The 25,712-nt window shown below is 68.6% G+C and carries 24 protein-coding genes and 1 riboswitch; of the genes, 4 read left to right on the top strand and 20 right to left on the bottom strand.

Features of this window, described 5'->3' with window-relative positions; genetic code table 11:
• Nucleotides 1-107: 107 nt before the first annotated feature.
• Genes AC1Q6P_RS15270 through AC1Q6P_RS15255 form a run of 4 tightly spaced genes read right to left on the bottom strand, consistent with a single transcriptional unit; the run spans nucleotide 108 to nucleotide 3,822 of the window.
• Entirely contained in the window at nucleotides 108-941 is an 834-nt protein-coding gene (locus AC1Q6P_RS15270) for a TatD family hydrolase (RefSeq protein WP_492664650.1), read from the bottom strand.
• Nucleotides 942-968: 27 nt separating this feature from the next.
• Entirely contained in the window at nucleotides 969-1,835 is an 867-nt protein-coding gene (purU, locus tag AC1Q6P_RS15265) for a formyltetrahydrofolate deformylase (protein WP_171827055.1), read from the bottom strand.
• 42 nt (nucleotides 1,836-1,877) lie between these two features.
• The gene (locus AC1Q6P_RS15260) at nucleotides 1,878-2,573 is read right to left on the bottom strand and encodes an ABC transporter ATP-binding protein (protein ID WP_492664651.1); all 696 of its coding nucleotides are present in this window, start codon (nucleotides 2,571-2,573) and stop codon (nucleotides 1,878-1,880) included.
• A complete protein-coding gene (locus AC1Q6P_RS15255) occupies nucleotides 2,566-3,822 on the bottom strand; it encodes a lipoprotein-releasing ABC transporter permease subunit (RefSeq protein WP_492664652.1) in 1,257 nt (418 codons plus the stop codon). The genes AC1Q6P_RS15260 and AC1Q6P_RS15255 overlap by 8 nt, the downstream gene beginning before the upstream one ends.
• Nucleotides 3,823-4,171: 349 nt before the next feature.
• On the opposite strand from AC1Q6P_RS15255, the gene AC1Q6P_RS15250 reads away from it, so the two are divergent.
• Nucleotides 4,172-4,918 carry a PEP-CTERM sorting domain-containing protein gene (locus AC1Q6P_RS15250; protein WP_492664653.1) on the top strand — a complete coding sequence of 249 codons (747 nt, stop codon included), beginning with the start codon at nucleotides 4,172-4,174 and terminating at the stop codon, nucleotides 4,916-4,918.
• 223 nt (nucleotides 4,919-5,141) lie between these two features.
• Here the strand turns inward: AC1Q6P_RS15250 and AC1Q6P_RS15245 are convergent, their stop codons facing one another.
• The 16 genes from AC1Q6P_RS15245 to AC1Q6P_RS15170 all read right to left on the bottom strand — a co-directional run bounded on the left by AC1Q6P_RS15245 (nucleotide 5,142) and on the right by AC1Q6P_RS15170 (nucleotide 22,537).
• Entirely contained in the window at nucleotides 5,142-5,807 is a 666-nt protein-coding gene (locus AC1Q6P_RS15245) for a PEP-CTERM sorting domain-containing protein (RefSeq protein WP_223696670.1), read from the bottom strand.
• Between the two features lie 197 nt (nucleotides 5,808-6,004).
• Nucleotides 6,005-8,842: a DNA polymerase I gene (gene polA / locus AC1Q6P_RS15240; RefSeq protein ID WP_492664654.1), complete on the bottom strand. Its 2,838-nt coding sequence runs from the start codon at nucleotides 8,840-8,842 to the stop codon at nucleotides 6,005-6,007.
• A 59-nt stretch (nucleotides 8,843-8,901) separates the two neighbouring features.
• A complete protein-coding gene (gene cobA / locus AC1Q6P_RS15235) occupies nucleotides 8,902-9,660 on the bottom strand; it encodes a uroporphyrinogen-III C-methyltransferase (RefSeq protein ID WP_492664655.1) in 759 nt (252 codons plus the stop codon).
• A complete protein-coding gene (locus AC1Q6P_RS15230; RefSeq protein WP_492664656.1) occupies nucleotides 9,657-10,052 on the bottom strand; it encodes a (2Fe-2S) ferredoxin domain-containing protein in 396 nt (131 codons plus the stop codon). The genes cobA and AC1Q6P_RS15230 overlap by 4 nt, the downstream gene beginning before the upstream one ends.
• Nucleotides 10,049-11,548 (bottom strand): PepSY domain-containing protein, encoded by a 1,500-nt coding sequence (locus AC1Q6P_RS15225; protein WP_492664657.1) that lies wholly within the window; start codon nucleotides 11,546-11,548, stop codon nucleotides 10,049-10,051. Before AC1Q6P_RS15225 ends, AC1Q6P_RS15230 begins: the two co-directional genes overlap by 4 nt.
• An 18-nt stretch (nucleotides 11,549-11,566) precedes the next feature.
• Nucleotides 11,567-13,723, bottom strand: a complete 2,157-nt coding sequence (locus AC1Q6P_RS15220) for a TonB-dependent receptor (RefSeq protein ID WP_492664658.1) — start codon at nucleotides 13,721-13,723, stop codon at nucleotides 11,567-11,569.
• A 72-nt stretch (nucleotides 13,724-13,795) separates the two neighbouring features.
• Nucleotides 13,796-14,818 (bottom strand): precorrin-3B C(17)-methyltransferase, encoded by a 1,023-nt coding sequence (gene cobJ / locus AC1Q6P_RS15215; protein ID WP_492664659.1) that lies wholly within the window; start codon nucleotides 14,816-14,818, stop codon nucleotides 13,796-13,798.
• A 4-nt stretch (nucleotides 14,819-14,822) separates the two neighbouring features.
• On the bottom strand, nucleotides 14,823-15,239 hold the full coding sequence (locus tag AC1Q6P_RS15210) for a cobalamin biosynthesis protein (RefSeq protein ID WP_223696668.1): 417 nt from the start codon (nucleotides 15,237-15,239) through the stop codon (nucleotides 14,823-14,825).
• 2 nt (nucleotides 15,240-15,241) lie between these two features.
• Nucleotides 15,242-15,994 carry a cobalamin biosynthesis central domain-containing protein gene (locus AC1Q6P_RS15205; RefSeq protein WP_492664660.1) on the bottom strand — a complete coding sequence of 251 codons (753 nt, stop codon included), beginning with the start codon at nucleotides 15,992-15,994 and terminating at the stop codon, nucleotides 15,242-15,244.
• The gene (cobI, locus tag AC1Q6P_RS15200) at nucleotides 15,991-16,821 is read right to left on the bottom strand and encodes a precorrin-2 C(20)-methyltransferase (RefSeq protein ID WP_492664661.1); all 831 of its coding nucleotides are present in this window, start codon (nucleotides 16,819-16,821) and stop codon (nucleotides 15,991-15,993) included. Before cobI ends, AC1Q6P_RS15205 begins: the two co-directional genes overlap by 4 nt.
• Complete coding sequence (gene cbiE / locus AC1Q6P_RS15195) at nucleotides 16,818-18,182, bottom strand: precorrin-6y C5,15-methyltransferase (decarboxylating) subunit CbiE (RefSeq protein WP_492664662.1); 1,365 nt, start codon at nucleotides 18,180-18,182, stop codon at nucleotides 16,818-16,820. The genes cobI and cbiE overlap by 4 nt, the downstream gene beginning before the upstream one ends.
• Before the next feature lie 20 nt (nucleotides 18,183-18,202).
• Nucleotides 18,203-19,318 (bottom strand): cobalt-precorrin-5B (C(1))-methyltransferase, encoded by a 1,116-nt coding sequence (locus AC1Q6P_RS15190; RefSeq protein WP_492664663.1) that lies wholly within the window; start codon nucleotides 19,316-19,318, stop codon nucleotides 18,203-18,205.
• Nucleotides 19,315-20,031 carry a precorrin-8X methylmutase gene (locus AC1Q6P_RS15185; RefSeq protein WP_492664664.1) on the bottom strand — a complete coding sequence of 239 codons (717 nt, stop codon included), beginning with the start codon at nucleotides 20,029-20,031 and terminating at the stop codon, nucleotides 19,315-19,317. The genes AC1Q6P_RS15190 and AC1Q6P_RS15185 overlap by 4 nt, the downstream gene beginning before the upstream one ends.
• Entirely contained in the window at nucleotides 20,028-21,059 is a 1,032-nt protein-coding gene (locus AC1Q6P_RS15180; RefSeq protein ID WP_492664665.1) for a sirohydrochlorin chelatase, read from the bottom strand. The genes AC1Q6P_RS15185 and AC1Q6P_RS15180 overlap by 4 nt, the downstream gene beginning before the upstream one ends.
• Before the next feature lie 12 nt (nucleotides 21,060-21,071).
• Nucleotides 21,072-21,887, bottom strand: a complete 816-nt coding sequence (gene cobM, locus AC1Q6P_RS15175) for a precorrin-4 C(11)-methyltransferase (protein WP_492664666.1) — start codon at nucleotides 21,885-21,887, stop codon at nucleotides 21,072-21,074.
• Nucleotides 21,884-22,537, bottom strand: coding sequence for an energy-coupling factor ABC transporter permease (locus tag AC1Q6P_RS15170; RefSeq protein WP_102766532.1), 654 nt, complete (start codon nucleotides 22,535-22,537; stop codon nucleotides 21,884-21,886). Before AC1Q6P_RS15170 ends, cobM begins: the two co-directional genes overlap by 4 nt.
• A 389-nt stretch (nucleotides 22,538-22,926) precedes the next feature.
• A riboswitch (cobalamin riboswitch) is annotated at nucleotides 22,927-23,183 on the bottom strand.
• 125 nt (nucleotides 23,184-23,308) lie between these two features.
• Between AC1Q6P_RS15170 and AC1Q6P_RS15165 the strand changes: the two genes are divergently transcribed.
• From AC1Q6P_RS15165 to AC1Q6P_RS15155, 3 genes are all read left to right on the top strand, one after another.
• Nucleotides 23,309-23,683 (top strand): hypothetical protein, encoded by a 375-nt coding sequence (locus AC1Q6P_RS15165; protein WP_492664667.1) that lies wholly within the window; start codon nucleotides 23,309-23,311, stop codon nucleotides 23,681-23,683.
• Between the two features lie 93 nt (nucleotides 23,684-23,776).
• Entirely contained in the window at nucleotides 23,777-24,781 is a 1,005-nt protein-coding gene (locus AC1Q6P_RS15160; protein WP_492664668.1) for a homoserine kinase, read from the top strand.
• Nucleotides 24,782-24,835: 54 nt separating this feature from the next.
• The gene (locus AC1Q6P_RS15155) at nucleotides 24,836-25,684 is read left to right on the top strand and encodes a BPSS1780 family membrane protein (RefSeq protein ID WP_492664669.1); all 849 of its coding nucleotides are present in this window, start codon (nucleotides 24,836-24,838) and stop codon (nucleotides 25,682-25,684) included.
• The last annotated feature ends 28 nt before the right edge of the window (nucleotides 25,685-25,712 follow it).

The following is a 25,712-nucleotide window of genomic DNA, read 5'->3' as shown; positions in this document are numbered from 1 at the left end:
GGCAGCCCGAGCGATTCCCGAGATCGAAGCAGATGAGGGCCGAACGCTCGGCCAGTTCGCGCGGCACGCCGCCCGCGACGTCGTAGGCAGCAGCTCCGCAGCCAACCCTATGCAGGCCCCCCCGGCTCGATGAGCCCGCCCAGCCGCGGCAGCGCCACCCGCGCGTTCGCACTGGTGATCGCCGCGGTCCGGGCCAGGCTCCAACCCCGCAGCGCGGCCAGGCTCTCGGCGATACGTGGCAGCTCGGCCGGCTCGTTGCGGCCCATGGCCTCGCCGCTCGAACGCTGCTCGGCGGTTTTGTACAGCCAATGCGGCGGAATGTCGGGCGCGTCAGTCTCCAGCACCAGGCTCTCGGCCGGCAGCTCGGCCGCCAGGCGGCGGATCTGCTGCGAGCGCTCGAAGGTCAGCGTGCCGCCAAAGCCCAGCTTGAAGCCCAAGTCCACGAAAGCCTGGGCCTGCTGCGCGCTGCCATTGAAGGCATGGGCAATGCCGCCGGATACCGGCAAACGCCGCAGCCCGGCGAGCAGCTGATCGGCACTGCGCCGCACATGCAGCAGCACCGGCAGCTCAAAACGCCGAGCCAGCTTGAGCTGCTCCAGATAGAAGAAGCGCTGACGCTCGGCATCGAGGCCGGGCACAAAGAAATCCATGCCGATCTCGCCGATGGCCACCAGGCGCGGGTCGCTGCGGTGGCGCTCCAACTGCTCGGCCAGCAGGGTCAGGTCTTGCTCGCTGGCCTGCATCACGTACAGCGGATGGATGCCCAGGGCGTAAACGAATCCATGCGCATGGGCCAGCTCGCGCACCGTGTCGAAATCAAAGGCCGCCACCGCCGGCAGCACGATCTGCTGCACACCGGCCGCGCGAGCACGCGCCACCACGGCGGCACGGTCGCCATCAAACTCGGGCGCATCGAGGTGGCAGTGGCTGTCAATCCACATGCCGAAGTCCCCGCAAACGGTGGTCGATCAGCGGAACACCACCGTGCGGCGGCCGTTCAGCAGGATGCGGTGCTCTGCATGCCACTGGATGGCGCGGGCCAGGGTCACGCACTCGGTGTCGCGGCCGATGGCCACCAGTTGCTCGGGCGGCAGGCTGTGGTCGATGCGGGCGACCTCTTGCTCGATGATGGGGCCTTCGTCCAGGTCCGAGGTCACATAGTGCGCGGTCGCGCCGATCAGCTTGACGCCGCGCTCGTAGGCCTGGTGGTAAGGCTTGGCGCCCTTGAAGCTGGGCAGGAAGCTGTGGTGGATGTTGATGGCCCGGCCCGACAAGTCACGGCAGAGCTCGGGCGAGAGGATCTGCATATAGCGGGCCAGCACCACCAGATCGATCTGGTTCTCGGCCATCACCTCGCGGATCTTGCGCTCCTGGGCCTGCTTCTGCTCCTCGGTCGAGTTCAGCAGCGGGAAGTGGTGAAACGGGATGTTGTGCGAGGCCGCGAGTTGGTAGAAATCGCGGTGGTTGGAGACGATGGCCGGAATCTCGATCGGCAGGTGCCCGGTCTGCACGCGGAACAGCAGGTCGTTCAGGCAGTGCCCCAGCTTGGACACCAGCAGCAGCACGCGCGTTTTGGCCGAGCGCGCCACCAGCTCCCAGTCCATCTGCAGGCGTTCGGCCAGGGGCTGGAAGGCCGCTTGCAGCGCAGCGGCCTCGGTCAGCGCCGCGCATTCAAACTCGATGCGCATGAAAAAGCGCTGGTGGTCGGCGTCGCCATGCTGGGCCGAGGTCAGGATGTTGCCGCCCTGCTCCAGCAGAAAACCGGTCACGGCATGGACGATGCCGGCGCGGTCCGGGCAGCTGAGCTTGAGGATGAAGCGGGTGTCTTGGCTCATGGTCACTCGTGGAAGCAGGGAAATCAGGGGATGGGGAAAGGGTCAGGCCAAGGCCGGCTGCATGGTGCCGCCCACCAGGCTCAGCTGCTGCTGGCATTGCGCGGCCAGGGTCTGGTCGTGGGTGACCAGCACAAAGGCCGTGCCCAGCTCGCGGGCCGTGGCCAGCATCAGCTCGAACACCGCTTGTGCAGTGCTGCGGTCGAGGTTGCCGGTGGGCTCGTCGGCCAGCACGCAGGCCGGCTCGGTCACCAGGGCGCGGGCAATCGCCACACGCTGGCGCTCGCCGCCCGACAGCTCGGCCGGCCGGTGCGCCAGGCGTGCGCCCAGGCCCACACGCTGCAGCATGGCCGCCGCGCGGGCTCTCGCCTGCTCCTGGGTCCGGCGGCGGATGCGCAAGGGCATGGCCACATTGTCCAGCGCGCTGAACTCAGGCAGCAGGTGGTGGAACTGGTAGACAAAGCCCAGATGCTGGTTGCGCCAGCGGCCCAGCTCGGGCTCGCCCATCTCGGCCAGATTGCGGCCCATCAAAGTGACGCGGCCGGCGCTGGGTTTGTCCAGGCCACCCAGCAGATGCAGCAAGGTGGACTTGCCCGAACCCGAGGCGCCGACGATGGCCAGGGTCTGACCGCGATCCACCCGCAGGTCCACGCCCGCGAGCACCTGCACATCGAGCGCACCTTCGCTGAAGCGGCGGCCCAGGCCCTGGCCTTCCAGGACAACGGCGGACACATCACTCATAACGCAGGGCCTCAGCAGGTTGGACGCGGCTGGCGCGCCAGCTCGGATACAGGGTGGCCAGAAAAGCCAGAATCAGGGACGTCACGCCGATGGGCACGATATCGCCCCACTGCGGGTCGCTGGGCATGCGGCTGATCAGATAAATGCTGCCGGGCAGGAAGCTGACATTGAGCAAGCGCTCGATGGCCGGCACGATCACATCGATATTGAAGGCCACCAGCAGGCCCAGGCCCACGCCCGAGGCCGTGCCGATCACGCCCGAGGCGGCGCCCTGCACCATGAAGATACCCATGATGGAGCGCGGGCTGGCGCCCAGGGTGCGCAGGATGGCGATGTCGGCCTGCTTGTCGGTCACCGTCATCACCAGGGTCGAGACCAGGTTGAAGGCGGCCACCGCGACGATCAAGGTCAGGATGATGCTCATCAAGCGCTTTTCCACCTGCACCGCATCGAACCAGTTGGCATTGGTGCGGGTCCAGTCGCGCACGTAAATCTCGGGGCCGAGGGCCTGGGCCAGTTCCCCCGCCACTTGGCGCGCGCTCAGCGCTTGCTTGAGCTTGAGTTGAACACCCGTCGGACCCTCAACCTGAAAAAAACGCGCCGCATCGTCGACATGGATCAGCGCCATGCCCGTGTCGTACTCGTAATGTCCGGCATGAAAAGTGCCGACCAAGGTGAACTGCTTCAGCCGCGGCACCACACCGGCCGGCGTGACCTGGCCGTTGGGCGCCACCAGGGTGATCTTGTCGCCCTCACGCACGCCCAGGGCACGGGCCAGCTCGGAACCGAGCAAGATGCCCCACTCCCCCGGGCGCAGGCGTGACAGCGGCCCGTCCTTGAGCTCGGCCGCCAGCGGCGTGACCGTGGCCTCCTCGGCCGGCGAGATGCCGCGCACCACCGCGCCACGCATGTCCTCGCCGCGGGCGATCAAGACCTGGGTGGCAATGAAGGGTGCCGCGCCGATCACGGCCGGGTTCTGTTTGGCCTGCGCAGCGGTAGCCTGCCAATCGGGCAAGGCCTGACCCTGGTAGGACTGCAGCTCGATATGGGCGATCACCGAGAGCATGCGGTCGCGCACTTCCTTCTGGAAGCCATTCATCACCGAGAGCACGATGATCAGCGCCGCCACCCCGAGCGCAATGCCCAGCATGGACACCCCGGAGATGAAGGAAATGAAGCGGTTGCGCCGCCCTCCCCGCCCGGCCCGCGTGTAACGCCAGCCGATCTGCAATTCATAAGGCCAATTCATGGCCGCGATGCTAACCGACCGGCACCACGCCACCCGGCGACGCTGCCGGCAGGCCAGGCTTCAGTCAGGCTCGGTGCACTGCTGGCGCGGAGGCCAGCACTGCATCCAAACCGGGGCCGGCTGATCGCCCGCCAAATCAAAAGATATAAGTTAATGAATCTTTCGATTCATCAGCGTTCGTTCGGAAACAAGCCTGCCTCTTTCGCCAATCGCACCCCGAGCTTGCGGGGTGTTGTGTTTTGAGGGCGAACTCTAAACTGTAAGCAGCAGTAAACGAAAGCCACGAGTTGGCGGGCGGCCAGCCCACGACCGATGTGCTTCGAGCCACTTCACGAGGGAACTACTCATCATGTTTTTGAACGCGAGCACGGCCCGCGCGGGCGCAGCCTTGTCCATTCTTTTCGCAGCCAGCGGCCTGGCCGTGGCTGGGCCTGTGCTGGATCAGGCGCAGGAAGCCAAGTTGAGCGTGAGCAGCAGCTCCGCCAAATACAGCCTGGACAAGACGAACAGCCAAACCGCCAATATGGCGGGCACAGGCTGGGGCTCGGGTTCGACCAAGTTCGCCTTCGAATACAACTACTCGGCAGCCACCGGCGCCGCCAACTTCGACATCCGCTGGGGCGTGCGCACCAACCAGGATGGCACGTACAAACTGGGGTCTGGCAGCTCCATCTTCGCCCCCAAAGGCAGCTTGAACAGCGTCAACAGCCAACTGATCGGCAAGAGCTACGGCTCGATCACCCTGACCGTGCAGGACAAACAGAGGTCGCCCGCCATCGATGTGGATCTGTTCGACATCGCCCTCAACGGCGTGGAACTGGGCAACAGCTACCCCGGCGGTGTCTACCCCGGCATCAGCTACCAGCTCTACCAAGGTGCAGCGCTGCAGGACATCCAGCTGACCGGCTTGTTCACCGTGCGCAATGGCAGCTTTGACGGTGACCGTGTCCCGGGCCTGAACGCCACGCTCGACATGGCCCTGTTCGATCTGGACTTCAAAGACCTGAACAAGGTGCCCGAGCCCAGCAGCCTGGCCCTGCTGCCTCTGGCACTGGCGGCCGCCTTCGCGGCGCGACGCCGCCAGCGCCAGGCTTGAAGCTAAAGCCAGCAGCAGCTCCTGCACTTCAAAAGGCCGGTCTTTCTGACCGGCCTCTTTTTTGGGTTCGCCCTCGGCCCGCAGCCGGGTCCGCGAGGCTGCCGGCCCAGATGAGCTGAGCGCCGTCCGAAAAAAACAAACCCGTCCGCACCGAAGTGGGGACGGGGCGACGCTGATCGGCTGAGCATCTGCCAGGCACGAGGCCTGCGGCTCAGCCCAAGAATCAGGCGCTCTTGCGGCGGCGGGCTACGGCGGCCACGCCCAGCAGGCCCAGGGCCATCATGCCGTATGTGCTGGGTTCCGGAACGGCCGCAGCAACGCCGAAGGTGACGTTGCCGGAGTTCCAGACACCGTCGGGGTTGACGCTGGCGTCGTCAAAACCTTCGTGGAACTCCAGGCGCAGGATGCCATCGGCGCCCACCTGGAAGGACAGGCCCAGATCGACCAGGCTGGCCGAACCCGAGTAGCTGTTGGTGCCCGAGTCATCGTCGCCAAAGCCAGGGTTGAAGACCACGCCGTCGCCGCCGGCCGAGCTGCCGAAGGCCAGGGTCAGTTCCGACAGCCAGCTGGGATCGTTGGCGGTCAGGTTGACGTTCCAGTCCACGCTGGTGATGGTGGCAAAAGCGCCCACGTAGAAATTCAGCACCACATTGCCGGCGTCGCCGTACTCGCCGAAGCTCTGGATGCCCGTGACATCCACGGCTTGCGAAGTCAGGGCATTGACTGCGGATTCATAAGGTGCACCGCTGACAGAGACGCCACGGCTGGCCAACTGGCCCAGCGCCGATTTGGCCGGCTTGATATCAGCTTGAGCAGCGCCGGTCATGGCCATGGCTGCGGCGGCCACGGCACCAAGAATCAGCTTGCGTGCGGTTTGCATCGTTGTCATTTGAATTCCTTGGATGAGAAATAAGTCACGCCCACAACTCCCCGGGGCTGTGAAGAATTTCTCATATCAGGCGAAATCGACCTAGAGGGCGCACCCTGAGTCAACCCGCTGTAGCACAAGCAAATGACAGGGGTTTTCCCCGGGGGCGCCGATCGGCCTGTGCCATTTGGCAGCGCCCAGCTCGGTGAAAACCCGTCTCAGTGGGCCTGTTCCCAGTTCGGGCCCACGCCCACCTCGGCCAGCAGCGGCACTTTGAGCTGGGCCACGCCGGCCATCAGGCGCGGCACCTCGCGGCGCACCCAGTCCAGCTCGGCCTCGGGCACTTCAAAGACCAGTTCGTCATGCACCTGCATGACGATGCGGGTGGACTTGGCGCTTGCATCCAGCTCGGCCTGCACCGCCAGCATGGCCAGCTTGATCAGATCGGCCGCCGTGCCCTGCATGGGTGCGTTGATGGACTGGCGCTCGGCACCGGCCTTGCGCGGGCCGTTGCCACCCTTGATCTCGGGCAGGTAGATGCGCCGGCCGAACAAGGTCTCGACATAGCCCAGCTCGGCCGCGCGTGCCTTGGTGCTGTCCATATAGTGCTTCACGCCGGCAAAGCGGTGGAAGTAGAGCTCGATGTAGTCGCGCGCCGCCTTTTGCTCGATGCCCAGGGACTGGGCCAGACCGAAGGCGCCCATGCCGTAAATCAGGCCGAAATTGATGGTCTTGGCATAACGGCGCTGTTCGCTGGTGACATCGCCCAGGGGCGTCGAGAACACCTCGGCGGCGGTGGCGCGGTGCACGTCCAGGCCTTCGCCGAAGGCGCGCAGCAAGCCCGGGTCCTCGCTGATGTGGGCCATGATGCGCAGCTCGATCTGCGAATAGTCGGCACTGACGATCACATGGCCCGGCGGCGCCACAAAGGCCTCGCGCACACGCCGGCCTTCCGCGGTGCGGATGGGAATGTTCTGCAGATTGGGGTCATTGCTGGACAGGCGCCCGGTCACCGCCACGGCCTGCGCGTAGTTGGTGTGCACCCGGTGGGTGCGGGCGTTCACCATCAGCGGCAGCTTGTCGGTGTAGGTGCTCTTGAGCTTGGCCAGGCCGCGGTACTCGAGCAGCTTGGCCGGCAGCGGGTAGTCAAGCGAGAGTTTTTCCAGCACCTCTTCGTCGGTGGAGGGCGCGCCGGTTGCGGTCTTCTTGACCACGGGCAGGCCCAGCTTGGTGAACAGAATCTCGCCGATCTGCTTGGGCGAGCCCAAGTTGAAGGGCTGGCCGGCGATGTCGTAGGCCTCCTGCTCCAGGGCCAGCAGGCGCTGGCCCAGCTCATGGCTTTGCGCCTGCAGCAACTCCGGGTCGATCAGCACGCCGGTGCGCTCGATGCGGGCCAGCAAGGCGCTGCTGGGCATCTCGATGTCGCGGTAGATGCGCAGCAGGCCGGGCTCGGCCTCGATGCGCGGCCACAGGATCTGGTGGACCTGCAAGCACATGTCCGAGTCTTCACACGAGTACTCGGCCGCCTTGGCCACATCGACCTGGGCGAAGGGGATCTGGTGCGCGCCCTTGCCGCACAAATCCTCGTAGCTCACGCCGGCGCGGCCCAGGTAGCGCTCGCCCAGCGCGCCCAGGCCGTGGGTCTTGTGCGCTTCCAGCACATAACTCTGCAGCAGCGTGTCATGCTGCACGCCGCGCAGGGCGATGCCGTGGTTGGCCAGAACATGGGTGTCGTACTTGAGGTTCTGACCCAGCTTGGGCGCGTTCGCGTCCTCCAGCCAGGGCTGCAGTGCGGCCAGCACCTCGGCCAGGTCCAGTTGCACCGGCGCATCGGGGCCCTCGTGGCGCAGGGGCACATAGGCGGCCTCGCCAGGCGCCACGGCAAAGGAGATGCCGACGATGCGGGCCTGCATCGGGTCCAGGGAATCGGTCTCGGTGTCCAGGGCCACCAGAGGTGCACGGCCGATGCGGGCGATCCAGTCCTGAAGCTGCGCCATGTCCAGCACGGTCTCGTAACGGCGTTCCACATCGGCCACCGCCGCCGGCGCGTCGGCGAACAGATCGCCGCTGACCGGTGCTGCCACCTTGGTCGTGCCGGCCGCACCACCGCTGATTTCCTTCAGCCAGGTCTTGAAGCCGTAGCGGGTGTAGAAATCCTGCAGCCCAGCGCGGTCCACCTCGCGCAGGGCCAGGGCTTCCAGCGCCGGCCAGTTGGGCACATGGCCCGTCAGGTCGCAATCGAGCTTGACGGTCACCAGCTTGCGGCCCATGGGCAGCCAGTCCAGGGCCTTGCGCAGGTTCTCACCGGCCACGCCCTTGATCTTGTCGGCGCTGGCGATCACGCCGTCCAGCGAACCGTACTCGGCAATCCACTTGGCCGCCGTCTTCGGGCCCACCTTCTCAACACCCGGCACGTTGTCCACCGTGTCGCCCATCAGGGTCAGGTAATCGATGATGCGATCGGGCGGCACACCGAACTTGGCGATCACGCCGGGGATGTCCAACGTTTCGCAGTCCACCGCCGGGCCGCCCCAAGGTGCGCTGCGCGCCCCCTCGGGGGGCTGCTGCGCAGCAGCTGGGGGCGCCGCCTTGTTCATGGTGTTGATCAGGGTGACGTCCGGAGTCACCAGCTGCGCCAGGTCCTTGTCGCCGGTGGACACCACCACTGCATGGCCGGCCTCGGCCGCCACCCGCGCCAAGGTGCCGATGGCGTCGTCCGCCTCGATGCCGGGCACCTCCAGAATCGGCCAGCCCAGCAGCTGCACCACCTCGTGGATGGGGGCGATCTGTTCGCGCAGCGCATCGGGCATGGGCGCGCGCTGGGCCTTGTACTCGGGGTACCACTCATCGCGGAAGGTCGGGCCCTTGGCATCGAACACGCAGACCGCATGCTCGGCTGCGACCTGATCGCGCAGGCGCTTCATCATGGCCACCATGCCGTGGATGGCGCCGGTGGCCACGCCCTCGGGCCCGCGCAGATCGGGCATGGCGTGGTAGGCGCGGTAGAGATAGCTGGAACCGTCGACCAGCAGCAGGATGGGTTTGGTGTCGCTCATCCCCACATTGTCGCCCGCATTGTCGCCCGCATTGTCGTGCCGGCCGCCCGGCTCCAGGCTCAATCCTCCCGGTAGTCCGGGCTCAGGGCCACCGCCTCGCCAATGATCAGCAGGCCCGGTCGTGGCCCGTAGGCCGGCGCCCGCTCCAGCAGGCGGCTCAGGCGGCTGGCCAGCACCCGCTGACCCGGCCGCGTGCCGTCCTGCACGATGGCGGCCGGCGTGTCCGGGCTCAGGCCATGGGCCATCAGCTGGCCGGCGATGCGCGGCAGGCGGGCGATGCCCATATAGAAGACCCGCGTCTGCCCCGGCCGCGCCAAGGCCGGCCAATCGAGCTGCTCATCGAAGGGCGTGCCTTCGTCGGCCAGCTGCCCAGCCAGGAACACGCAGGCGCGCGCCATGCCGCGCTGCGTCAGCGGGATGCCGGCCGCCGCCGCGCAGCCGCTGGCGGCCGTGATGCCCGGCACCACCTCACAGACAATGCCGGCCTCGCGCAAGGCCAGCATCTCCTCGCCGCCGCGGCCGAAGACAAAGGGGTCGCCGCCCTTGAGCCGCACCACCTCGCGGCCGGCACGCGCCTGCTCGATCAGGATGGCATGGATCTGCGCCTGGCCCACCATGTGCGCGCCCGCCGCCTTGCCCACATTGATGCGCTCGGCCCGTGCCGGCAGCAAGGCCATGATCTCGGGCGAGATCAGGCGGTCATGCACCACCACCTCGGCCGCCTCAATGCGGCGCAGCGCCCGCAGGCTGAGCAGATCGGCCGCGCCCGGGCCAGCGCCGACCAGGCTCACCCGCCCCGGCTTGCAAGGGCCGCTCATGGCTCAGCCGCTTCTTCATCCATACAGCCCGGCCCCTGGTGGAAGACCAGCTCGGCCACCGGCCGGCCATCGCGCAGATGCTCGGCGATGATGCGGTCCAGGTTTTCACCCCGGGCATTGAAATACCAGGTGCCATCGGGCTGCACGCACATCACCGGCCCGCCCTTGCAGGCGGCAAAGCAGCTGACCCGGCTGCGCTTCACGCGCAGCTCGCCCTCGTGCAGGCCGGCGGCCTTGAACTTCTCGCCCAGGTTGTCGAACAGGGCTTGGGCCTCGCCATCGGCCGTGCAGCGCGGGCCGGTGCAGACCAGCAGATGGCGCCGGTAGCTGGCGATCTTGGGGCGGACGATGGGCGCGTCCGAAGTCGGTGGAGAGAGCTCGTCATCATTCATGGTGTGGCAAGGGCTTTCTGGCCGGAAGGGCGTTTGAGTATGGAGGGGCGGCGTCCGCGCAGGCGGCGCCAGCCGAGCACGGCGCCCGCGGCCGTCAGCGCCAGGCCAGCCAGGCTCAGGCCGATGACCCAGGCATCGCGTGCCCAGCCCAGGCCGAGCAAGGGCGGCAGATCCCAGCGATGCAGGGCATGGAAGAGCCAGCGGTTCCAGCGGCCGGCGGCATCCAGGCGCAGGGCGATGCGGGCGCTGCGCGGGTCGAGGTAGACACTCACGCCGTCGGCATAGTCCAGGCGGTAGACGGGAAAGCTGCGCGGGTGGTGGCGCAGCGGGTAGTAGTAGAGATCGCCCTCGTGCAGCCATTGGCCGGCTCGGAGCGCCTGATCAGGCCGTAAGGCTTCGGCAGCAGCGCGCAACTGCGCCTCGCTCAAGCCCTGGGGCAAGACCTGACCCTCGGGCGAGATCAACTCGCTGCCGCCCTGGGCCAGGCGCGCCAGCCACCAGGTCTGCGATTGAAAGCGCAGCGCCTCCAGCGCCACCACGCCCGGCCGAGACGCGGGCAGCGCCAGGGAGGTGGCTGGCAGGCTGCTGCCCTGCCAGCGCTGGCGCTCCAGCCGCGCGGCCTCACCATCGCCGCCGGGCCAGCCCCCCGGACCCATGGACAGCCAGCCGCTGAACAACCAGGCCAGCAGCACCGCGCCGCCGCCCAGGCCCAGCAGATGGTGCCAGCGCTGCCAGCGCTCACGGTAGGGCGAGACGCTGCCGCTGGCGTAGCGGCGCCGCAGGCGCAGGCGCTGCAGGCCCAGCATCAGGCCCAGCACACACATCAGCGCCGCCGCGCCGCTGCTCCAGAGAATGATCTGGCGCCAGAGTTCGCTGTGCTGGCGCAGCGGCGTGATGTAGATCCAGTGCGTGACCGAGCCCAGCCAGTTCCAGGCCCGCTCCCAACGGCGCGTGTCCAGCAGCAGCTCACCGCTGGCTTGGCCGATGTAGAGCTCCAGGCCCTCCTCGTCGCGAAAGGCCGCGCGGTAGAGCGGGCGCTGGGCGTTGAAGCGGCTGTAGACCGTCCACTGGTCGCGCTCCAACAGCTCCAGCTCGGCCAGCTCCAGCGGCCGCCCGCTCAGGCCCTGGGCATAGGCCCGGGCCAGCTCTGCGGCCTGGGCTGCATCGAGCGGCGGCCGCGGCTGACCGCTGAGGCCGTCGACCGCCCGCCAACGCTTGCCGGCCTGCAGCAGATAGACCGGCCGGCCCAGCTGCTGCTGCAGGCGCAGGCCGCCCGCCTCCGCTGGGGCCGAGGCGCCCAGCGCCGCCCAGGCCTGGACTGGCGTCACCGCAGGGGCCTGCGCGGGCAGCTCGGCCAGCGCCCTCTGGCGCTCTTCAGGGCGCAGCTCGGGCCGCGCCACAAAGAGCATGACCAGGCCCGAGAGCAGCCACAGCAGCACCAGCAGGCCCAGGGCGATGCCGGCCCAGCGGTGGATCAGATGAAGACGGCGCCACATCGCTTGAGCTCCCGGCGGTCAGTCGAAGCGGTAGTCCAGCACCAGATCGGCGCTGCGCGGCTTGCCGAGCATGGCCTGGCTGGCGGTGTAGGTGCTACTGGCATAGAGCCGGTCACCGAGATTGCGCAGCTGCAGGCGCAGCGCGCCCTGGCGGCTGAAGCGCCAGCCCAGCGAGGCGTCGAGCACGGTGTAGCCGGGCAGGCTCTGCGTGTTGGCCGTGTTGGTGTAGCGCTGGCCGACATGGCGCAGGCCGGCGCCCAGGTCGAACTCGCCCTGCTGGCGGCTGAGCCAGAGATTGGCCAGGCGCTCGGCCACATTCGGTGCGCGCTTGCCCGCCAGCGAGAGACCGGCGCTGTCGAAGAGCTCGGTGTAGCGGGCGCGCAGCAGGCTGGCATTGGCATCGAGGCGCCAGCCCGGCGCCGGCGTCCAGGCCAGGCCCAGCTCCAGGCCCCGCGAGCGCAGTCGCCCGCCCTGCACGCTCTCGCGCGGGTTCTTGGGGTCGGGCGTCAGGATGTGGGTCTTGGCGATCTGGAACAGGGCCACCGTCCACTCCAGCACCGCGCCCGCCTGCTTGAAGCCGACTTCGGCCTGCCGGCCCTCGGTCAGGCGCAGGGCAGCATTGGCCTTGCTCAGTGTGGCGATGGTGCCCACCGGGTCGGTGCCGCTGCTGAGCTGGCCGTAGAGGCTTTGTGCCGGGCTGAGCTGCCAGACCGTACCCAGGCGCCAGGCGGTGGGCGTGAAGCGGCCGCTCCAGGCATCGGGCTTGGGCGAGAGGATCTGGCGATCAACGACGCTGCGGTCGCGGCGCAGGCCGGCGCTGAGATGCCAGCCGTCCAGCGGCTGCCAGTCGGCCTCGGCGAACACCGCCAGCTGCTCGGTCTGCGAGCGGTTGCGAGGCAGCAGCTCGGCCGCGGCGATGTAGTGGCCGGCGTCGAAGCCATGCAGGGGCACGCTGCTCACCGTCTTGTACTCGTACAAATCATTGGAATGCTGAAAGCGCAGATCCATGCGTTCCGCGCCCAGCGACCAGTTCAGACGAGCACCCGGCCCACCCTGACCGCCCTGCCCCAGCAGCTCGGCGCGCAGCCCGTTCTGGCGCAGCTCATGCGCGATGCCCAGATAGCCTGAGCGCCGCACCGTCTGCGCATCGGCGCTGAGCGCGTACTCCTCCAGGTTCTGCCAGCGCCGGTCGGCTTCGAAGCGGTAGGCCACCACGCGGGCGGCCAGGCCCTCGGCCAGCTGCCAGTCCAGGCGGGCGCGAGCGCGCTCTTGGTCCATGCGCCAGATCGCATCGCTGATGTTGTAGTTCTCGCCGCGCAGCTCGGCCCAGAGCTGGCCGTTCTTCAAGGGAGAGCCAAAGTAGGCCGTGGGGCTGTCGCGGTGGATGTCCAGGCTCAGGTCCACGCGCAGATCGGGCGTGGCCTGCCAGCGCAGCAAGCTCATCAGCTTGCGGTTGCGATGCTGGCCGCGCGCGACAAAGCCATCGCCGCCCTTGGCCAGCGCATCCAGGCGCAGCCCGAGTTGCTCGCCCAAAGGCCGGCCCAGGCCCAGGCCCAGGCGGTACTCGCCGTCCGTGCCCAAGCCGGCAGTGAGTTCGCTGCGCGCCTCGCGGCCCGGCGATTTGCGCACCAGATTGATCAGGCCGCCGATGGCGCCGTCACCAAACAGCACCGAGGCCGGCCCGCGCAGGATCTCGATGCGCTCATAGCCAAAGCTGTCCGCCGGGCTGGACTGGGTGCCCGAGGCCGTGGCCATGCGCAGGCCATCCTCGGCCTGGGCCACCGAGTCATTGCCGCTGAAGCCGCGGCTGCTGTAGGTGCTGCCCGAGCCCGGCGAGCCCAGGGCCGCCAGGCCGGTGCTGCGCGAGACCAGCTCGGCCACGCTGGCATCGCCCCGCGCGCGCAGGCGCTCCACGTCCAGCACCTCGACGCTGGCGGCCGTTTCCAGCGGGCTCAGGCCCAGGCGGGAGGCGGTGCTTTGCGGCGCTTGCAAGACACTGCGTGCCCCGCGCTGCGCCTGGCCCTGCACCTCCACACGCTGCAGCGCCTGCGGGCTCGCAGGCGCAGGCGCGCTTGCCTCCGCCGCAGCTTCTGCCCATGCCGGCGACAGCAAGGCCAGGCTCAGGCCCAGCCACCACAAAGTCCGGCTCCACGGCCCTGGCTTCCCTCGTCCCATGCACTTCATCTTTGTTCTCTGGCTCACTTCAAACACACACACTTCTTCTTTCTGCTCCCGCAGACCCATCGTTCAGGCCGCTTCCTCAGTGGCAGCCTCGACGGGCTCGTCCTCCAGCGCCTCGCTCAGCGTGGCGCGGATGTAGTCAGGCGGCAGGCGGTGGCGCGCGGCCAGAACCTCGATGCTGTCGCCCGCGGCATGGTCGGCCTGCAGCCCTTCCAGCCAGCCCAGCAGGCCGGTGGACAGCGAGCGTCCTGGCCGCTCACCCGCGCGCGTCTCGCCGCCTTCGCTCAGGTCGTACTTGTTGGCATAGCCGCGCGGCGTGACCATCAGGCCATGCTGGATCACGGTGTTGCTGTTGCCGATCAACACCGTGCTCAACATGCCGATCTCGCACTCGCTCATGCGGTCCAACGTCGTGAACTCGATGCGCTCGCGCCGGCGGTAGGCGCTCTTGACCACGGCCACCGGTGTGTCCGGACGGCGGTGGCGCAGAAAGAGTCGCTGCGCCTCGACGATCTGGCGTGTGCGCCGGCCGCTCTTGGGGTTGTAGAGCGCCACCACAAAATCCGCCGCCGCGGCGGCATCGAGCCGGCGCGCAATCGTCGGCCAGGGCGTCAGCAGATCGGACAGAGAGATCGAGCAGAAGTCATGCGTCAGCGGCGCGCCCACGCGCGAGGCGCAGGCATTGATGGCCGAGGCGCCGGGCACGATCTCCAGCTGCACCGGGTCATTCGGCGTCCAGCCGGCCTGGAACAGCACCTCGTAGGTGGGCCCGGCCATGCCGTAGACGCCGGCATCGCCCGAGGAAATCAGCGCCACCTTCTTGCCCAGGCGGGCCTGCTCCAGCGCGCTGACCGCCCGGTCCAGCTCCTCGGTCATGCCTTTGCGCACGATCTCCTTGCCTTCCAGCAGATCGGCCACCAGCTTGATGTAGGTGACGTAACCGATCACCACATCGGCCTCGGCAATGGCTGCGCGCGCGCGCAGGGTCATGTGCTCGACGCTGCCGGGGCCGATGCCCACCAGCATGATGCGGCCGGGGCTGGGATGGTTGGGCTCGCTGGCATCGCTGGGCTTCAGTGCTTCATTCATGGCTTCATTCCTTGTGTGAGCGGGCCACCGACACGGTGGCATGGCGCCCATCGGCGCCGCGGTGCTTGTGTTTTTCCAGCAGCAGATCGCTGACCCGGCCGCCGCCCAGCAGCAGGGCCGCGGCCTCGCTGACCGAGGGCGTGCCGGTGTGGCGCCGCACCGTCTCCGAGGGGTTGGGCACCTCGACACGGGCCAGCTCGGCCGCGCTGTAGAAGCGCAACGGCCAGCCCTGGGCCGCGGCAAAGGCGAGCAGGCCGGCCTCGTCGGCCTTGAGCGCGATGCTGGCCAGGCCGCGCACCTGGGCCGAGCCGCAGCCCAGGCGCACCAGGGCCTGGGCCACCGCCTGGGCGATGGTCTCGGCCGAGGTGCCGCGATCACAGCCCAGGCCCAGCACCACCGGGCCCTCGCATGGCAGGCTCATGCTCATGCCAGCGGCGGCCGGTAGACGACCAGGCGCTCGGCCAGGCGCTGCCAGAGGACTTCAGGAACCTCCGCATGGGTGACCCAGAGCACGGCCTTGAAGCGGGCCAGGTCCACCTCGGCGAAGCGCTCGAAACGCTGGATGTGGGCCGGCAGCGGCGTCGGCCGCGTCCACCAATGCGGGCTGCCAGCCTCCTGCACAAAGGCGATCGGCTCCTCGTTGACCACATGGGCGGAGACGCGGGTGATGTTGATCTTGGGCGCCTCGACCCGCCAGCCCAGCTCGCGACCCAGGATGTCTACCGGAATGGTCTTGCCCACGTCCGAGGCCGTGGTCAGCACCGGCGTGGCGCGCAGCAGGGCCGCGATCTGCTCGGCCATGGCATTGGCGCCGCCGACATGGCCGCTGAGCACCGGGATGACGAACTCGCCCGCATCGTCGACCACCAGCACGCCGGGATCCTCGTCCTTGCTCTTCAGATGCGGCGCGATCAGGCGCACCACGGCGCCCAGGGAGACGAAGAACACGATCTGGTCATAACGCGCGAACAGCGCGGCCATCTCGTCCTTGAAGGCGCCGCTGTAGACGCGCAACGGGTTGGTCAGGCCGGCCAGGGCGGGCGCGAACTTCTCGGCCACGCAGAGCTCGGCCTGCGGCAGCTCGCGCGCCAGGGCCGCCGCCTGCGCGGCGCCATGCTTGGTGATGGCCACCAGCACCACCCGCGGCAGGGGCGCTGCAATCTCAGTGGAATTCATACATCGCTCTCTTCTTGTTCGTTCACGTCATCGGCCGGCCCGGTGCCCGCCGCGTCCTTTTTGCGGCAGCCGCGCTGCAACTCGCCCCGCACCCGCCCCGGATTGCGCACCAGCAGCAGGGACAGGTAATTGACCTTGGTCCCGCGCAGGCTGGCCACCTCGTGGACGATGCGCTCGACCGGGCTTCCGGCTTTCTCGATGAAACGGCTGTGGGCCAGCAGGCCGCGCCGCTCCAGCAGGTCGATCAAGTCGTCCAGCAGGGGCTTGACCTTCATCAGCACCAGGGTGTCGAAGTCCTCCAACATGCGTTCGACCGCGGCAATGCCGTAGGCCGCCGGCACGATGGCGATGGTGTCGTCCTGCTCGGACAGCGGCATTTGCAGCTGGGCACAGGCGGCGTTGAAGGAATTGACCCCAGCGACGATCTCGATGCGGGCCTCAGGCTCCAGCTCGCGCAGCACCCGGGCCAGATAGCCAAAGCTCGCGTAGGTGGAGGCATCGCCCTCGACCAGAAAGAGCACGTCCTGTCCCTGGGCCAGCAGGGCCCGCACCGTGTCGGCCGCCTTGAGCCAGTGGCGGGCCAGCTTCTCCGCGTCATGCGTCATCGGGAATAGCAGGGACTGGTGCTGCGCGGGCGGCTGCAGGCCGGCGCGCAGGGCGATGTCCAGGGCATAGCTGTCCTTGCGCAGGCTGCGCACCGGATAGGTCCAGACGGCGTCGCGCCGCTCCAGCAAGGCCCAGCCGCGGCGCGTGATCAGCCCCGGGTCGCCGGGGCCGAGTGAGACGCCGTACAGCATCCCTTTGGCTTGCACGAGCTTCTCACTCATGTCGCAGTCCCGCGCTGCGCGCACACCACCCAGACCGGGTTCTCCGCCGCCAGCCTGTGCATGTGCAGGATGGGTTTGCTGCGCGAGGCCTGCAGCTGCAGCACATCCCAGCTCGCGCCCACGGCTTTCAGCGCCGCCACCGCCGTGGCCAGGTTCTCCAGGGTCACGAAGTTCATCACCAGCCAGCCCTGGGGTTTGAGCCGGGCCAGCACGCGCTCGATCAGCTCGACCAGCTCGCCGCCCGAGCCGCCGATGAAGACGGCATCCGGCGCGGGCCAGGCCTCCAGGCCCTCGGGCGCGCGGCCCTGTTGGCTGCTGTGGTTGCTCAGGCCCAGGCTGCGGCGGTTGCGCTCGATGATGGCGGCGTCCTCGCTGTTCTTTTCGATGGCGTAAACATGGCCCTCGGGGCAGAGCCGCGCCGCCTCCAGGCCCACCGAGCCGGAGCCGGCGCCGATGTCCCAGACGATGCTGTTGGTGCGCAGCTGCAGGCGCGCCAGCGACACCGCGCGAACCTCGCGTTTGGTCAAGAGGCCTTTCTCCGGCTGGCGTTGCTCAAAGCGCTCATCGGCCAGGCCGAAGAGCACCGGCCGCGGCCGCGGCTGCAGGCGCAGCAGCAGCATCACATGCAAGGGCGCAAAGCGCAGCTCGGCCACCTCGGCCACACTGAGCTCGGCCCGGACCCGCTCGCCCGGCTGGCACAGGGACTCGGCCACGGCGATCTGAAAGGCCTCGCCCAGCCCTTCGGCCAGCAGCATGCGGGCGATGCGATCGGCACTGTTCTCCGGGCTGGTCAGCACGGCCACCCGCTCGTGCTGGCGCAGGGTCTGCAGCAGGGCGTAGAGCCCATGCGTGGCATCGGCGCCGGGCTGCCACTCGCCGGCATCGCGGCTGTGCACCGAGCAGAACTTCAGGTCCTGCCAGGGCAGGCCCAGGCGGGCGCAGGCCAGCTGGATGGTGCTCAGGTTGGGCAGCACCTCCAGCGCGTCGATGCACAGGCGCGCCGCCAGATAGCTGGCGATGCCAAAGCACAGCGGGTCGCCGGTGGCCAGCACCACGCAGCGCTGGCCCTGGGCCTGGGCCTCGCGCACCCAGAGCGGCACCTGGGACAGGGCGCTGCCGATCTCATGCCGGCGCGCGCCGGGCGCGATCTCGGCCGCGAACAGTGCCAGGGTGCGGGCCGCACCGATCACGCAATCGGCCGCGCGCAGCTGGGCCAGGGCGGCCGCACTGAGGCTGGCCGCGCCATCGTCCAGCACGCCGATCACCTGGCAGCGCCGGCCGCTGAAGCGCTGGCCTTCGTAGCGGGTGTCCTCGCCCAGCGGCAGGCCCGGCGCATGGGTGTGAGTTTCAGAAATCGTCATGTCTGTCATCTGGGTGTTCTTCAATCGCTGGCCGCCTCGGCCAGCTTGCGGCCCTCGAAATCGCAGACCAGCACGGTCAGGCGGAACTTGCCCGGGTAGCGGCCCATCAGGGTCTGCACCACGCGCTCGGCCAGGGCCTGGTGGAACTCCAGCACCAGGCCCAGGGCCTCGACGCGCTCGCTGGCATAACGGGCGGTTTCGGCGTTTCGGATGTCCTCGCAGACCTCGGCCGGCACACCGATGCCGGCGCAAAGCTCGGCCAGCAGGCCGGTGTCCACCTCGGCGCGGCCGGCGTGGGTGATGGTCTCGCCCTGGGCGATCTTGGTCAGCTTGCCCACCATGCCGCCGATCACCACATGGGCCAGGCGGGCCTTGACCGCCGCGTCCAGCGCATAGCGCAGGAAGTCGCCCATCTGCACAAAGCAGGCCTGCGGCAGCTCGGGGTATTCGGCCATGACGAACTTCTCGGTGCGGCCGCCGGTGGTCAGGGCCACCATGCCGGCGCCCGTGGTTCCGGCGACCTGCACGCCCTGCACCACGCTGGCCCGGTAGGCCGCCGTCGAGTAAGGCTTGACGATGCCGGTGGTGCCCAGGATGGAGATGCCGCCCAGGATGCCCAGTCGCGCGTTGAGCGTCTTCTTGGCCATCTCCAGGCCTTGCGGCACCGAGATGCAGACCTCCAGGCCCAGCTCGTCGAGCAGGCTCTGGCCGATCTCACGCACGTTGTCCTCGATATTGCGGCGCGGCACCGGGTTGATGGCCGGGCCGCCCACCGCCAGGCCCAGGCCCGGCATGGTGACGGTGCCGACGCCGAAGCCGCCGGCCAGCAAGACCTGACCCTGCTGCTCGGGGCGCAGGCGTACATCGGCGGTCAGATGGGCTTTGTCGGTGCAGTCCGGGTCGTCGCCGGCATCCTTGATGACCATGGCATGAGCGACACGGGCCAGGCCTTCGCCTTCGCAGCGACCGTCCTGCACGGCGAACTGCACCCGCTGGCCATTGGGCAAGAGGCATTCCACCGTCTCGGGCACGGCGCCATGCACCAGGCCCAGCACCGCCGCCCGAGCGGCCGCGGCCGAGCAGGCGCCGGTGGTGAAGCCGGTGCGGGTGCCGCGCTTGACGGTCTTGTCCATCATGGCCGCGCCGATCCCCTGTGCTGCAGCTCGCGCGCCTCGGCCAGGCCCAGCAGGGCATGGATGGCCGCCACCACCAGGGTGGAGCCGCCCTTGCGGCCGCGGATGACGATCCAGGGCACCTCGTCCAGCTCGGCCATCAAGTCCTTGCTCTCGGCCGCCGAGACAAAACCGACCGGCATGCCCACCACCAGAGCCGGGCGCACGCCCTGCTCGCGGATCAGGCGAACCAGCTCGATCAGGGCCGTGGGCGCATTGCCGATACCGACGATGGCCCCGTCCAGCAGGCCCAGGGCCTGGGCCTTGCGCATGGCCTGCACGGCGCGCGTCGTGCCCTGCTCGGTGGCTGCCTGGATGACATCGGCATCGCTGATGAACTGATGCGTGCCCATGCCGAAATGCGCCAGGCGCGGGCGCGAGAGGCCGACGCAGATCATTTCCACATCGGCCACCACGCGGCTGGGCGCGCGCCCGCCCGTGGCCAGGATGGCGGCCAAGCCGGCCTCGACCGCCTGCGGGTGAAAGTCCGTCAGGCCGTTGAAATCGAAATCGGCATTGGCATGGATCATGCGCCGCACCACCGGCCACTGCTGCGCGTCGTAGCCATGCGGGCCGACCTCGCGGTCGATCACCGCGAAGGAGTCATGCTCGATGGCCCGGCCGGCCGCGGTCAGCTGCTCGGTGACGGTGTTGCCCAGGACCTGGTGGATGCTCATACCGGGGCATGCCCGTGGGCATGGGCGTCGTGGGGGTGATGGTGGTGGTGGTGCTCGTGATCGTGCGCGTGGCTGTGCTCATGTGTGTGGTCGTGCGAGTGGTCGTGCGAATGCGGGTGGTCATGCGAATGCCCGTGCGCATGGTCATGCCCATGGTCGTGATCGTGCACATGCGGCTCCGGCCCATGGTGATGGCCGCCATGGCCCAGGCTGACGGCGATCTCGCGGAACTTGCAGCCGTCGCAAGGCATCAGGGCGGCCGGGGCGCCCGCGCGCAGATCGGCGGCGCGCTGCTCCAGCAGCTCGAAGATCTCGCGCTCGGCCCCGAAGTAATCGGCCAGGGCAAAGCGCAGCTGCGGGTACTGCAAGCGCAGATGCTCGACCTGGCGCTGGATGCGGCTGATCAAGGTGCCGCTGAACAGGTAGTACGGCAGCACGACGATCTGCGTCATCAGCTGCTGGCTCTGGCGTTGCACCACCCGCTCCAGACGCGGGTGGGTGATGCCGGTGAAGGCCACATCGACCAGCTCATGGTCGCCCTCCTCCAGCAGCCAGCGCGCCATCTTGGCCACATCGCCATTGGCCTGGCGGTCCGAGGCACCGCGGCCCAGCAGCACCACGCCGGTATTGCGCGGGTCGGGCATGTCCAGGCTCATCATGGCCTGGCGCAGGCGGCGCTTGAGCAGGGCGAGGATGGGGTCGCAGGCGCTCAGGTGCGGGGCATAGAGGAACTGCGTGCCGGGGCAGTCCAGGCGCGCGCTGTCGATGGCCTGCGGGATGTCCATCTTCACATGCCCGGCGGCATTGAGAATCAGCGGCAGCACCAGCACGCGCTGCGCGCCGAGCGCCGCGCGGCGCAGGCCACCATGCAGCATCACCGGCGCAAACTCGATGAAGCAGACCTCGATGCGCCAGCCCGGCTGACGCTGGCGCCATTGCTCGGCAAAGGCCTCGATCTCCTCGTTGGCGCCGGCCTCGCGCGAGCCGTGGCCCACCAGCAGGATGGTTTCGTTGGGAGTGTTTGACATGGCAACAGAGCCTCAGAGTTCGGGCTGGGCCGGCACGCTGGCGCGGCGGAAGCGGTGGGTGAAGCTGGGGTCGTAGAGCTTGGACTTGGCCAGCTCGGGCCAGTGGCGCGAGCCCAGGGTCGGGCTGGCGATGACCATGGACTGGCTGACGATGCCGGCCTCGCGGCAGCGCTGCTTCACATCGGCCAGGGTGGCGCGCAGGATCTGCTCTTCGCCCGGCCAGGAGGCCTTGTGCACCACCAGCATGGGCGCGTCCTCGGCCCAGCCGGCCGCACGCAGCTCGGCCGTGAGCTGGCCCAGCAGGGTGATGGACAGGAAGATGCACAAGGTGCAGCGGTGCGCGGCCAGGGCTGCCAGCTCCTCGCCCGCCGGCATGGGCGTGCGCCCGGCCACGCGGGTGAAGATCACCGTTTGCGTCAGCTCCGGCAGGGTGAAGGTCTCCACCGCCGCCGCGGCCGAGGCCATGGCCGAAGAGACACCCGGCACCACGCGCAGCGGCACGCCCGCCGCATCAAGCGGCTGCACCAGCTCCATCAGTGCGCCGTAGAGCGCCGGATCGCCGGTCTGCAGGCGCAGCACGGTGTCGTGGCGCGCGGCGCGCTCGATCAGCCAGGCCGACATCTGGTCCAGCGTCATGCCCTTGGAATCGGCAATCTCGCAGCCCGGCGGCGCCCAGCGCGTGGCTGCCTCGTCGACCAGGGAGCCGGCAAACAGGATGGCGCCGGCGCGCTCGATCAGGCCCCGGCCCTTGACCGTGATCAGGTCCGGGTCACCTGGGCCAGCGCCGACAAACCAGACCGTGCCGGGCTCGGCTCGCGCCTCGCTCATGCCCGACCCGGCTGCGGTGCAAAGCACTGGGCCGCCAGCGGCAGGCGGCGCAGCGGGCCATCGGCACGCAGCAGCCACAGCGTGCCCAGCGTCACCAGAGGCTCCAGCAGCACGACCGGCGCGTAGGCCACGGCAAAGCGAGCCCACTCGGCCAGGCTGGTCTCGCCCTGGCCCATGGCCAGCCAGAAACCCACCATGGCAATCACGCCGCCGTAGTAGGCGCTGTCCAGCTGCAGCAAGGTCTTGACCGTGACCGGCCGCTCGCCGTGGACGAGGCGTCGGGCCAGGCCGTGGTGCACCGCCATCAGCGGCAGCATCAGCGACAGCGAGTTGACCGCCAGATGCACCAGATCCTGCGGCTCGAACACCAGGCCTTGCAGCAGCAGGCCCAGGGGCAGGCCCAGAAGCGTGGGCACAAAGCCAAAGCTCAGGTAGAGCGGCATGGCGCCGAGGAAATGCAGCTCCGACGGGCCCGCCTTCATGTGAAAGGCCTGCATGAAGAGCGAGAAGAACAGCGCCGCCAGCAAGGTGCGCAGCAAGAGCGCCGGCTGCTTGAACAGCGGCGGCAGATGCGCCAGCACCAGCGGCGCGGCCACGGCGGCGGCCAGGGTCAGTTTGGCGGGGGCGATCAGCCCGGGTTCGATGTGCATGGTGGCAGCTCCGATGGGAGTGGAATGAAGGGGTGGTGGAACACAGCGCAGCCGAGAGCGGGTCGCGCAGGGACAGGCCACGCGCAGGCCTCGGCCGGAGCCGGGCGCATGCGTCAGCGGGAAAACAGTTCTCGGGGGCGGGGTGAGATGCGGGGTCAGCGGCGCGGCGCCTGGCGCAATCGGCCATGCAGCAGCCTCAGCCGGCCGCTGCGGCGCAAACGCGCAAACGAACCAGCACAAGGGCACAACGGCCCGACGAGCGAGAACCCGAAGCTCAGACCCGACCAGGGCCTAGGAGGGAGAGGAATCCATGGGTAGAGACACCGAAACAGCGCGATCGCCCGCTTCCCCGCAGGTTTTCGCCACATGGTGCGGCAGCCCAAAGGCTGCGGCGCACCGCTTCGTTGGCCGGTATCCGGGCTGGTGAAATCGAGTCCATCGCCTTCCCAGATGCAGACAACAACATCCAGTGGCTTGAGATGAACCCTGAGGCCGGCTTGGCGCAAGGCCAGGCCGCTTCGTTCACGCACCGTTGCGGGGGCAGCTCAGTCAGGCAAGGTCCGAAGGGACGGCTTGCATCTACTGATTCCCGTTTAACTGCAGGACTTTTGGGAGTCCCACGAGCACCAACAGGGCACCATCCTAGCGCAAAACCCCCGGGGCCAACAAGCGCTGTGCGAACTGCGGGTTAGGCAGGAGCCGCCGCAACAAGGCCCGCAGCGCAGCGCCCTTGCCGCCGCAGGGGCCGAGCCCCGGCCCTAGAATGCAAGTATGAACTCCTCGACCTTTTGGTTTCGATCATTGCCAGCCGCCCTGGTTCTGCTGAGCGGCCTGCTTTGCGCCTCGGCCCAGGCGGCCGATCCGGCACCGGCCAAGCCCGCCCCGGCGCCTGAAGCCCCTGCGGCCGCAGCTGCCGATGGCGTAGCCGATGCGCGCGTGACCGTCACCGTGATCGAGGATGACAGCACCCGCATCGAAGAGACCCGGGTGCGCGGCCAGACCCAGAAGGTCACGGTCCAGTCCAAGAACAGCAAGCTACCGAGCTACGAAATCATCATGGGCGATGGCAGCCGCGACCTGTCGGCCGGCCCGGGCTCCACGCGCGGCGCCGCCGGCAAGCGCGTTTGGAACGTTTTCAACTTCTGAGCGCGAGGCCCGGCCGCCTGAGCCTCACCCCTCAAGCCGCCGCCGCGCCCGCCTCGATTCCCACGCTGTAGCAAGCGATCAAGCAGTGCTGACATGGCCGTATTTACCGAAGTGACACTCGAGCAGGCGCAAGCCCTGATCAACCGTCTGGACCTGGGCCAGGTGCTGGAGCTGCGCGGCATTGGCGCCGGCATCGAGAACACCAACTACTTCCTGACCACCGAGCGCGGCGAGTTCGTGCTGACCCTGTTCGAGCGACTGAGCTTCGAGCAGCTGCCCTTCTACCTGCAGTTCATGAAGCACCTGGCCGCGCGCGGCCTGGCCGTGCCCGACCCGCAGGCCGACGCGCGGGGCGAGATCCTGTTCGAGATCCAGGGCAAGCCGGCCGCCCTGGTCAACAAGCTGCGCGGCGGCCACCAGCTGGCGCCCGATCTCTTCCACTGCGAGCAGGTCGGCGCCGCCCTGGCCCGCATGCATCTGGCCGGCCAGGATTTCCCCCTGCACCAACCCAATCTGCGCGGCCTGGCCTGGTGGACCGACACCGTGCCCGTGCTGCTGCCCCATCTGGCGCTCGAGCAAGCGGCCCTGCTGCGCGAAGAGCTGGCCTACCAGCAGCAGCTGGCCGCCTCGCAGAGCTTTGCCGAGCTGCCGCGCGGGCCCATCCACGCCGACCTGTTCCGCGACAACGTGATGTTCGAGCTGCTGCCGCCGCAGCCCGAGGGCGTGCAGCCCCTGCAGGGGCGCGAGCGCCTGAGCGGTTTCTTCGACTTCTATTTCGCCGGCGTCGACACCTGGCTCTTCGATCTGGCCGTGTGCCTGAACGACTGGTGCATCGACCTGGCCAGCGGCCGCCTCGACGAAGCACGCGCCCAGGCCTTTGTGACCGCGTACGAATCCGTGCGGCCGCTCAGCGGCACCGAGCATCGCCTGCTGCCCGCCCTGCTGCGCGCGGCAGCGCTGCGCTTCTGGATCTCGCGGCTCTGGGATGTGCACCTGCCGCGCCAGGCCAGCCTGCTCAAGCCGCATGACCCCAGCCATTTCGAGCGCGTGCTGCGCGAGCGCATCGCGCGCGCCTGGCATGCCCTCCCATCCACGTGAAGCGCCCACACGCGCCCCACCACGCCCCCATCGAGTTTTTGAGAAGTCCACGGAATGAGTGACGCCAGCCGCCCCACCCCCGCCATGATGCTGCACCTGCAGACCGTGCCGGCACGCAACGGCCTGCTCTGGATACGCCATGGCTTCAAGGTCTTCCAGCGCCGCCCTCTGGCCCTGGCCAGCCTGTTCGCCACCTTTGTGTTCCTGGCCTTTGTGCTGCTGCTCCTGCCGGGCGTGGGCATGGTCGCGCTGCTGATGGCCGTGCCCCTGCTCTCCCTGGCCTTCATGCTGGCCACCCATCTGGTGCTGCAAGAGAAGACGCCGACCGCCGCCGTGTTCCTGGCGCCGCTCAAGCTGACCCAGCAGCGCCGCAACAACCAGCTGCTGCTGGGCGCCATCTACGCCCTGGCCACCGTGGGCATCAGCCTGCTGGCCGAGTGGGTGGACGGCGGTGCGATGGAGCAGTTGCAAACCCTGCTCGGCAAGGATGCGCCCAAGGCCGAGGTCGATGCCTTGCTGGCCGACCCACGCCTGTTCTGGGGCGCAGTCACACGCCTGGGCCTGGCCGGCCTGCTGTCCATCCCCTTCTGGCATGCGCCGGCCCTGATCCATTGGGGCGGCCAGGGCCTGATGCAAGCCCTGTTCTCCAGCACCCTGGGCGTCTGGCGCAACAAGACGGCCTTCGCCTACAACGCCCTGCTCTGGGGCGGCCTGCTGATGGGCGCCTCGGCCATCTGCAGCCTGCTGCTCGGCGCGCTCGGCCTCGGCCAGTACCTGCCCCTGGTGGCCATGCCGGTGGGCCTGATGCTGACGACGGTGTTCTACACCTCGCTCTACTTCACCTTCATCGACTGCTTCATGTTCGGTGCACCCAAGGATTTGCCCGCCGCCCAAGGCGAGTGAGCTCAGCCCCGCCCAGGGCTGAACGTCT

It is taken from the genome of Roseateles sp. GW835-FHT13E02, assembly GCF_058794035.1.
This window is presented reverse-complemented; position numbering and strand designations above follow the sequence as displayed.

Bases quoted from the DNA above. Each gene is read 5' to 3' on its own strand.
- AC1Q6P_RS15270 (WP_492664650.1), bottom strand. From the start codon at position 941: ATGTGGATTGACAGCCACTGCCACCTCGATGCGCCCGAGTTTGATGGC.
- purU (WP_171827055.1), bottom strand. From the start codon at position 1,835: ATGAGCCAAGACACCCGCTTCATCCTCAAGCTCAGCTGCCCGGACCGC.
- AC1Q6P_RS15260 (WP_492664651.1), bottom strand. From the start codon at position 2,573: ATGAGTGATGTGTCCGCCGTTGTCCTGGAAGGCCAGGGCCTGGGCCGC.
- AC1Q6P_RS15255 (WP_492664652.1), bottom strand. From the start codon at position 3,822: ATGAATTGGCCTTATGAATTGCAGATCGGCTGGCGTTACACGCGGGCC.
- AC1Q6P_RS15250 (WP_492664653.1), top strand. From the start codon at position 4,172: ATGTTTTTGAACGCGAGCACGGCCCGCGCGGGCGCAGCCTTGTCCATT.
- AC1Q6P_RS15245 (WP_223696670.1), bottom strand. From the start codon at position 5,807: ATGACAACGATGCAAACCGCACGCAAGCTGATTCTTGGTGCCGTGGCC.
- polA (WP_492664654.1), bottom strand. From the start codon at position 8,842: ATGAGCGACACCAAACCCATCCTGCTGCTGGTCGACGGTTCCAGCTAT.
- cobA (WP_492664655.1), bottom strand. From the start codon at position 9,660: ATGAGCGGCCCTTGCAAGCCGGGGCGGGTGAGCCTGGTCGGCGCTGGC.
- AC1Q6P_RS15230 (WP_492664656.1), bottom strand. From the start codon at position 10,052: ATGAATGATGACGAGCTCTCTCCACCGACTTCGGACGCGCCCATCGTC.
- AC1Q6P_RS15225 (WP_492664657.1), bottom strand. From the start codon at position 11,548: ATGTGGCGCCGTCTTCATCTGATCCACCGCTGGGCCGGCATCGCCCTG.
- AC1Q6P_RS15220 (WP_492664658.1), bottom strand. From the start codon at position 13,723: ATGGGACGAGGGAAGCCAGGGCCGTGGAGCCGGACTTTGTGGTGGCTG.
- cobJ (WP_492664659.1), bottom strand. From the start codon at position 14,818: ATGAATGAAGCACTGAAGCCCAGCGATGCCAGCGAGCCCAACCATCCC.
- AC1Q6P_RS15210 (WP_223696668.1), bottom strand. From the start codon at position 15,239: ATGAGCCTGCCATGCGAGGGCCCGGTGGTGCTGGGCCTGGGCTGTGAT.
- AC1Q6P_RS15205 (WP_492664660.1), bottom strand. From the start codon at position 15,994: ATGAATTCCACTGAGATTGCAGCGCCCCTGCCGCGGGTGGTGCTGGTG.
- cobI (WP_492664661.1), bottom strand. From the start codon at position 16,821: ATGAGTGAGAAGCTCGTGCAAGCCAAAGGGATGCTGTACGGCGTCTCA.
- cbiE (WP_492664662.1), bottom strand. From the start codon at position 18,182: ATGACGATTTCTGAAACTCACACCCATGCGCCGGGCCTGCCGCTGGGC.
- AC1Q6P_RS15190 (WP_492664663.1), bottom strand. From the start codon at position 19,318: ATGATGGACAAGACCGTCAAGCGCGGCACCCGCACCGGCTTCACCACC.
- AC1Q6P_RS15185 (WP_492664664.1), bottom strand. From the start codon at position 20,031: ATGAGCATCCACCAGGTCCTGGGCAACACCGTCACCGAGCAGCTGACC.
- AC1Q6P_RS15180 (WP_492664665.1), bottom strand. From the start codon at position 21,059: ATGTCAAACACTCCCAACGAAACCATCCTGCTGGTGGGCCACGGCTCG.
- cobM (WP_492664666.1), bottom strand. From the start codon at position 21,887: ATGAGCGAGGCGCGAGCCGAGCCCGGCACGGTCTGGTTTGTCGGCGCT.
- AC1Q6P_RS15170 (WP_102766532.1), bottom strand. From the start codon at position 22,537: ATGCACATCGAACCCGGGCTGATCGCCCCCGCCAAACTGACCCTGGCC.
- AC1Q6P_RS15165 (WP_492664667.1), top strand. From the start codon at position 23,309: ATGAACTCCTCGACCTTTTGGTTTCGATCATTGCCAGCCGCCCTGGTT.
- AC1Q6P_RS15160 (WP_492664668.1), top strand. From the start codon at position 23,777: ATGGCCGTATTTACCGAAGTGACACTCGAGCAGGCGCAAGCCCTGATC.
- AC1Q6P_RS15155 (WP_492664669.1), top strand. From the start codon at position 24,836: ATGAGTGACGCCAGCCGCCCCACCCCCGCCATGATGCTGCACCTGCAG.